Origin of the sequence: Streptomyces milbemycinicus (genome assembly GCF_002154605.1) — a bacterium.
In the GTDB taxonomy this organism is placed as follows: domain Bacteria; phylum Actinomycetota; class Actinomycetes; order Streptomycetales; family Streptomycetaceae; genus Streptomyces; species Streptomyces milbemycinicus.
On the sequence record NZ_MUNE01000957.1, the window covers coordinates 1 to 8,605 of the forward strand.

An 8,605-nucleotide genomic window follows, 5' to 3' on the forward strand; every position below is an offset into this window, starting at 1 on the left:
GACCGCCCCATGGGCGGTATGGGCGGTCCGCTGCCGGGCGAGTCGTACGGCAGCGCCCAGAGCTACGAGAAAGAGGACGACCCCCGGCGCGAACGGCTGGACGCGGCGCTCCGGCGGATCGGCGCCAACAGGAACGCCTGGGCGCCGGTCGGTTCCGGCTATGTGATCCAGTCGATCGGGGCCGCGGACGAGCAGGGCCGTCCGGCGCTGGACCGCAACTACGCCAAACCCCCGGGCGCGGAGGGTGTCACCTTCGGTTACCACTTCGCGCAGGTGGTGATGGCCAGCGAGGACGGCGCGTACCAGGTCACCCTGGAGAACCACGCGCGCAAGGGATATATGAGGTCCCTGCTGTCCGGGATGGTCGAGGAGAACCGGGCCCGTACCACCCCGGAGGGGCTGCGGCGGCTGGAGGCCGGACTCCGGCGCAGGGCCGACGAGGCTCAGACGGACGGCACCAGTGCGCAGGAACTGGCCAACCTGCGCGCCTATCTCCAACTGACGGAGGCGCTGCTCGCCATCGGCCAGGCGGAGGCCGACGCCCGTACGCACCCCGAGGGCAGCCCCGAACACGCCGCGGCGGTGGACCGGATGGGCCGGGCGCACACCCGCGCCCAGACCGCCATCCGGCGCGCCGCACCGCTGATCCGCAACGAGGACCAGTGGTACTTCCGCGTCTTCAGCAAGCGCCAGGGCGAGACCATTCACGAGGTCAACGCCGATCTGCTGTCGGACGGCCCCTCGGCGGAGGCCAACCCGCTCACGGCGGTGGTGGTCCACGGCCACCGGATCACCCCCAAGACGGTCGCCTTCGCCGAGGGCGAGCACGAGGTGACCGCGGAGCAGAAGAAGACCGTGATCCGTGGGATGGCGGCGACCGTGGCGCGGGTGGGGCTGTGGAACCTCGCCCATGGCCTTCCGCTGCCCGACATCACCGTCACCGGGCGCGCCAACAACCGCCGCTTCTCGCTGGGGAGCGGGGCGAAGAACACCGGTCAGATCCGGGCCGAGAACATCGCCAAGGCGCTGCGCGAAAGCCTGGCCGAACACCTGGAGCGGCTGCAGAGCGGGCTGGAGGCGCCCCTGCTCACCGCGGACCGGTTCCGTATCACCGAGATGCCCGAGACGGCCCGCGGTGGCGGCGACCCCGACAAGGGCCGCGAAGCGACCATCACCGTCGACGACCACCGGGGCTCGGCGTCCCCCGCGACACGGACGGGCCGACCGCGCCGGCAGTCGACGGCCGGGGACTACACCAATGCCCCGGACCGCGACGTCCACCGTTCCGACCAGGCCCCCGCCCCGGCGTCGTCGGCGGCGCCGACGACGGCCGCGCTCCGCGACGCGCTGCCGCCGGTCCTGCCGCCCCGGTCCCATGTCTCCTTCGCCGACCGCTCCTCCGCGCTCGACACACAGCAGGGCGCCCGCGTCGATGAACTGGGCCGCCAACTGGCCGAGGTCGCGCTGCGGGACGCCCGGGCCGGTCTCGCCCCGCCGAAGGTGAAGGTCACCGGACACCGCGACGGCACCGGATCCGCACGGCCGGACGCCGGCCAGGGCAGCGGCACCCTGGACCAGGAACGCGCGGACACCGTGGCCGACGCCCTCTTCGACAGCGCGCACACGTACCTACGGCGGGCCCAGCGCAACGAGCCGTCCAGCGCGAGGCGGATCGACGCCCGTGACATCCCCATCGAGGCCGTCGGCCAGGGACGGACGCACGGCACGGACCGGCGGCCGCGCGCCCGGACGACGGTGGAGATCGTCCGTTCACGCTACTCGGGGGCGGTCGAGCGGCTGGACACCCTGCGGCGGACGGACTCCGACCCCGCCCTGCGCGAGGGCCCGTTCGACCCCGACCCGCTCGTCCGCCGGATCCTGCACCTGGCCCCGGACGCGCCGGTGAGCGGCGAGCAGCGGCGCGAGCTGTACCGGCTGGTGGACGAGGCGATCGCGGCCGAGCGGGCGGGCAGCCTGGCCGAACTCGGCGTCCAACACCTGGTGAAGCGGGGCGTGTTCGCCAAGGCCGGCACGATCACCTCGACCGGTGGCAGGACCATGGGCCGCAACCTGACGGGACGCCCGATCGGCGCCTTCGACCGGCGGTCGTACTCCGTCCAGAACCCCGACGGCTCCCTTGGCGAGCCCATCACGGGGGAGTGGTGGCGCAGGCCCGGGGCCAGATCCCCGTATGTCGTGGTGGCCGAGGGCGGCCACGACCACATCATGGTCTCGTTGCCGGGCTCCGCTCCCGTGCGGGTGACGCTGGAGGAGTTCGCCGCACTGCTGGCCACGGACCCGGAGTTGCTCGGTCTCGACCCCGACGTTCCGGTGCTGCTGGCCGTGCCGGGCGCGGGCGACCGGGGCCTCCTGCTGCCCCGTACCGGGGCCTTCCGGACCGACAGAACGGTCTGGGCGCACAGCGGCGAGGTGACCGTACGCTCCGGCCGGATCGTGGTGATCGACCGCGGGAAGGGCGGACCGCCCGTCGGCGGGTGGATCGGCAGCGAGCCGGACGACCTGGACGAGGAGGACATCGCCGCGGGGGAGGGCTTCGTCCGTACGACCGACGGACACCTCATCCCGGACAGCGCCGTCAAACACACGACCATGGTGGCCGACGGGCGCCCCTACGGCCGCGCGAGCTTCAACGACGCGGACACGCGGATACGGGAGGGCACCTTCGAGATCCTCCCCGACACCGATGAGTACGTCGTCCTCGACCCCGTCACCAGGCAGCCGGTGGGCCCGCCGGAGAAGGTGCCGTGGGCCGGCCGGAACGCGCACTTCGTGAGCACGCACGCGATGCCCAACCGGTTCAAACTCACGGACGACCGTGACCGGTCCTGGAGCGTGGACGGGGACGAGATGGGGGGCTTCCTGGAGCGGCGTCCGAGCATCCGGCGGCTGCGCCCCGAGGACGTGGTCGTCACCATGAGCTGCTGGATCGACGCGCGCGCGGACGGCTACCCCGAGGTCGGGAACCTCAGCCGCGACACCGCCGCCGCCGACCCGCTGGAGACCGTCTCGGCCATGCAGCGGGTGGCCAACAGGACCCGGCACACCCACTTCAGCGCCGATCGGACCTCCGGATTCCGCGCTTTCCGGGGGCAGCACTCGATCATCACCGACCCGCAGCTCCGGCCGCGCCGCTGGCTCGAGACCCGGCCCGAGCCGTACGGCGCCGAACTGGACGAACTCGCCCGGATCGCGGGCCTGCACCAGGGGGAGGGGCGCGCCCCGTCCGAGGTCAGGAAGGTGACCCTGCGGCTGGTCCGGGCGCTGCGCATCACCTTCGGCGTCACCGTGGAGAACGACAAGGACGACCCGGCGGGCGAGTACCGGCGGCTGCTGCGCGGCATCGGCGCGGTGGAGCGGATGCGACGTGTCGAGCCGGGGCTGCGCGGTGCCGACGGGCGGTTCCGGATGGAGCTGCTGAAGCGCGCCGCCCTGGGGCATGCCGGGGTGCCGCCCCGCGCCGGCGGCCGGCCCGTCGAGCCGACGCCGGAGCAGGTCAAGGCGCTGCTCCTCGCCGCGCCGTCCGCGCCGCGCGGCACGGAGCTGAGCGAGTTCGTGTCCATGCCGTCGGTGGAAGGGGGCGTGGACCTGCTGCGGAGGGTGGTCCGCGGAGACCGACTGAGCCTGAACGAGCGCGCGGCGGAGGTCCTCCACCTGGACTCCCCGGACCAGGTGACCGACGTGGACCGGGAACGGCTGCTGTGGGCGGTGATCGAGGCCCATGAAGTGCTCTCCGACACCCCCGATGTGCAGGCGCTGGCGGCCAAGGTCCTCCATCTCGGCGACGCGGCCGGACCGCTCGACAGGGCGCGCCACGCGGAACTGGTGTGGCTGATCACGGCCGCGTCGGCCGCGGGCCGTGATGTCCACAACCCCACCGCCCTCGCCGCCTACCACCTCCAGCTGAACGACGCGCTCTCCGACGACACGCTGATCCGCACCCCCGGCAGCGAGGCGAGGGGCCGCGACTGGACCGGTCAGCGCTCCACCAAGCCGCTCGAGGTGGCGTACTACCTGGAGTCCCCGGACGGCACGCTCGAAGGGGCCTTCGAGGCCCGCACCCCGCGGTACACGCCGTGGAACATCGACGGCACCTCCGATGTGCCCAGGGCGCGGCTCCCGTTCTTCGTCCTGGCCGACGGCGGGGACGGCCACATCGACATGCCCTGGCCGGACGGCTCACGCCGCCGGGTGCCCCACGACGAGATCGCCGAACTGCTCGTCCACGACCCGTGGCTGACCGTCAGGCCCCCGGACGCCGAGGTGGCGGTGATCAAGTCCCATGCCGGCAGCGGGAGCCGCAGCCTGCCGAAGTCCTTGAACAGCCGGGCGGCGACCGCGCGCACCACCGTCTCGTCCCGCGGCCCGGTCACCGTGCACGACGATCCGCTGACCGGCACCCGCGTCATGGTGGTGACGGCGGCCCCCGGGCAGAAGCACCACTGGCAGCGCGGCCGTCCGCCGGCCCCGGCGCCCGGCGCCGCGCGTACCGCGACGACCCTGGAAACGGACACGTTCAACGCGGACGATCCGTCCAGGGACCGCCGCGAGGAGCCGGTGTCACGCGGCGATGCCAGGGCGCGCGGCGGTCTGCCCCGGGCGGAGGGTTCGCGCGCCGCGCGGAGTCGGCCGCCCGTGCTGGACGCGCGCATCATCGCCGCCGCCGAACAGGGGCCGCCGCGCGCCTTGCGGCGGGTCAGGGGCCGCATCGGTGGCGAGACCCGGCCGGCCACGTCCCAGGAGCCGCGCCGACCCGGGCCGCCGGACCCGCGCCGGCCCGGGCCACTGGTGACGAACGACTACGAGGTCATCGACACCAGCGGCGACGGTGTGCTGTTCCGCCGGCCGGACAACCCCGTCCTGAGCGTCGCCTACCCCCTCGGAAGGTCGGCCTCCCGGAGGGCCGCGCTCTATCTGCCCAGCCAGGACTACACCGAGACCCCGACCGGCGAACGCCCCACCCTGCGCTTCTCGGGGGACCGGACACTCGCCGTCCAGTGCGGTGACAACGGGGAACAGAGCTTCAATCAGCAGGCGTACGCGACCCGGAAGGCTATCGAGCGGGCGAACACGCAGATGGCGGAGGCGGGAAACCACGTCCGGCTGAAGGCGCAGGAGGACGTGGCCATCGTCCTGCCCGCCGCGGACGGCACCCGGGGTGAGCCCCTGTTCAAGGTGGAGCCGGAGTTCCTGACCCGCAGCGGCCGTTCGGAGGAGGAGATCTGCCGCGACTTCGCGCAGATGCTCGCAGGCGGGGTGTCCGTGTCCCATATGGTCTTCACCGACCCCGACGGCGGCGAGTTGGTCACCGTGCCCATCAACGCCTCCGACGGATGGGAGGTCACCGGCACCCACCATCTGGCCCGGGCACTGGCCGAGGTGGCCGACGGCCTGGAGGATCTGGAGCGGGTGGATCCGCGCTGGGCGGCGGCGCGGACGCGGGAGGACGACCGCCCCATGGGCGGCGTGGACGGCCCGCTGCCCGGCGAGTCGTACGGGAGCGCGCAGAGCCTGGAGGAACCGGACAACCCGCGCCGTGAGCGGCTGGACGCGGCGGTCGAGCGAATCGGGGCCAACAGGGGCGCCTGGGCGTCGGTCGGCTCCGGCTATGTGATCCAGTCGATCGGCGCGGTCGACGAACAGGGCCGTCCCGTACTGAACCGCAACTTCGCCAAGCCCCAGGCCGGGGAAGGCGTCCCGTTCGGCTATCACTTCGCACAGGTGGTGCTGGCCAGTGAGGACGGCGCCGATCAGATCACCCTGGAGAACCACTCACGCAAGCTCTATATGAAGTCCCTGCTGTCCTGGATGGTCGAGGAGAACCAGGACCGCTCCACCGCCGAGGACTGGTGGCGTCTTGAGACCGGACTGCGCAGGAGGATCGAGGAGGCCGAGCGGGACGGGGCGAGCGCCGGGGAACTGGAGCGACTGCGCGGCTACCTGAAGGTGGCGGAGGCGCTGCTCGCCGTCGACCGGGCGACGGCCGACCGGGACGAGCAGGTCCGGGGCACCCCGGAACACGCGGCGGCACAGGGCGAACTGGACCGGGCCCTGGGCCGGGCCCAGGCCGCGATCAAGCGCGCCGCGTCGCTCGTCCGGAGCGAGGACATGTGGTACTTCCGCATGTTCAGCGGGCGTCAGGGCGAGAGCATGCACGAGGTCAACGGCGATCTGCTGTCGGACGGCCCCTCCGCCGAGGTCAACCCCCTGACGGCGGTGGTGGTCCACGGCCACCGGATTACCCCGAAGACCCTCACCGTCGAAAACACGCGACAGCTGACGGCCGACCAGAACCGCTTCATCATCAACGACCTGGCCGCCACCCTGGCCCGGGTGGGACTGTGGAACCACGCCCACGGACTCCCGCTCCCCGACATCACCATCACCGCGCGGGACAACGTCCGCGACTCCAAGGCGGGTGGCCGAGCGAAGGACAGCGGCCCATGGCGGGCCGAGGCGGTCGCCACGGCGTTGCGGGAGAGGCTGGCCGAGCATCTGGACCGGCTCCAGAGCGGGCAGGGGAGACCGCGTGTCACGGCCGATCAGTTCCCCATCACGCCCGTGTCCAGAACCGCACGCCCTGGTCGCGACATCGCCCGGACCCATCAGGTGGGCATCACGGCCGACGATCACCGGGGTTCGGCGCCCATGACGGCGGCGGTTCGGGTGCGCGGCGGGACGAGGGACACCGGGGTGGAGCCGGTGGCGCAGGGCTGGCCGGTCGGCCATGAACTGACCGTCGGGGAACCGCGGTACGGCGGCGGTGTGCGCGAGGTGCCGCCGCCGGACGTGCCGGAGGGGAAGGGCAAGCCGGCGGAGGGATGGCGGAAGTTCGAGCGCCCCTCTCCGAACCGGTCCACGCCATGGGGCTATGAGGTCAGCGACACGGGGAACATCCGGCTTCCCGACGGCGAGGTGGTGCCGTCGGACGGGTGGCAGCGGTTCGGTGACGACTTCGTCCATCCGTCGGCCGGGGTGTTGCTGCGGGGAGACAGCGGCTGGATCGGCCGGGTGGCCAATATCGACGCCCTGGGGGACGCGCTGGAGCTCCTGGATCCCAAGACGGCGCCATATCGGGTGGTGGTGGACGCGTCGGGGATCCATCTGACACCGGTCGTTCCGGCCATGGAGGATGCCAAGGCGGTCCAGCTGCCGTGGGAGGCGCCCGCCGATGATGTCGACGGCGATGGCCAGCGTGATGTCACCGCCGACGCCATGTCCGAGGAGACGATCCCCCCGCTGGACCAGAGCCGCACCGTCCCGGTGAAGGTGCTGGAGGAGCTGGGGGTGGAGCTCTCGACCGCCCAGCGTGCCCAGGCGGCCCTCCTCGTCGACAAGCTTCCGCTCGCGGACGTCGAGCTGACCGCGGCCCAGTGTCTGCTCCTGCTGACCATGGACCCGTCCTACGCTGCCGACGGCCCGAGTGGCGAGGACGCCTGATACGCGGATGGCCCCGGCGGAAACCGCCGGGGCCATGGGCAGACGAGCCGGGACCGGAACTCAGGAGCGGGTGAAGTACCACTCGTGGTTGTTGAGGTTCTCCGGTGCGCACGGCCAGATGATCAGGTCGCGCGTCTGGTCATCCGTCCCGTACGAGTCCAGACAGGTGTTGTTGCTGGCGAAGTTGCGGATCCAGAACCGGCCGTCCGCCTGCTTGTCCAGCCACCACAGCTGGTTGTCGGCGGTCGTGCCGTTGCACGGGAACTCCGTCACCTTGGTGGCGTTCCCCGCGGCTCCGTAGCCGGGCAGGTCGAGGCACATGCCGTCCATGACGTTGCGGATCTGGAACAGGGGGACTCCGCCCGGACCCTTGCTGTCGTACCTCTTCTCCACGTTCCACAGTTGGTTGTCGTCCGGGTTGCTGTTGCAGGCCGACTGGTGGATCGGGCCGTCGGGGTTGCCGCTGGTGAAGCCGGGGACATCGACGCAGGTGCCGTTGGTGTTGTTCTTGACCAGCACCCGGGTCATGACGGCCGGCAGATTGCTGGGGGTCTTCTTCCGTGTGGAGGTGCGCTTCTTCTCCTGCTCCTTGGCCGTGGATGAGGGGCTGGGCGGCGATGTGACCGCGGCCTTCTCCTTCGCCGGGGAGGGGGACTTCGACTCCTTTTCCTTCTCCTTCTTCTCGGCCTTGCTCTTCTTGGGCGAGGGCGATTCGGCCACGAACTCACCCGCCCGCCCTCCGTCGTCGTCCAGCACGGTGTCGGCGGAGTTGGAGGTGGCCACCTTCTTGCTGTCGTCGTCGTCCTTGCCGGTGGCCATGATGAGCAGCGGTACGGCGACGAGGATGGCACCCGCCATGGCGGCACCCGCGAGGAGAGGCTTCTTGGGACGGCCGGAGAGGCCGGCGTCCGCGTCGGGGGAGTCGCCGCCGGGGCCGGCGACGGTGGCGATGGCGGTGGCCGCCGCGGCCCCGCCGGACCGGCCGTCACCGGATCCGGCGGCGACCGCGCCGCTGCCGAAGAGCCCCCTCCGGCTGCGGTTGCTCGCCTCCGGCTGCGCGCGGGTCGCCGACTTCTCGGCGCTCGACGATTCGGACTTGCCGCTCTCGTCCGTGCTCGCCGGGGCGGAGGGCGCGGGGGAGGGAGTG

At 72.2% G+C, this 8,605-nt stretch carries 2 protein-coding genes; one reads left to right on the top strand and one right to left on the bottom strand.

Annotated features, from left to right (window positions below; translation table 11 throughout):
* Nucleotides 1–18 precede the first annotated feature (18 nt).
* Nucleotides 19–7,458: a lonely Cys domain-containing protein gene (locus CCN51_RS49535; protein WP_211303332.1), complete on the top strand. Its 7,440-nt coding sequence runs from the start codon at nucleotides 19–21 to the stop codon at nucleotides 7,456–7,458.
* Between the two features lie 60 nt (nucleotides 7,459–7,518).
* Here the strand turns inward: CCN51_RS49535 and CCN51_RS49540 are convergent.
* On the bottom strand, nucleotides 7,519–8,605 hold a 1,087-nt coding region (locus CCN51_RS49540; protein WP_086861117.1), incomplete at its 5' end, for an RICIN domain-containing protein.

Bases quoted from the DNA above. Each gene is read 5' to 3' on its own strand.
- CCN51_RS49535 (WP_211303332.1), top strand. From the start codon at position 19: ATGGGCGGTCCGCTGCCGGGCGAGTCGTACGGCAGCGCCCAGAGCTAC.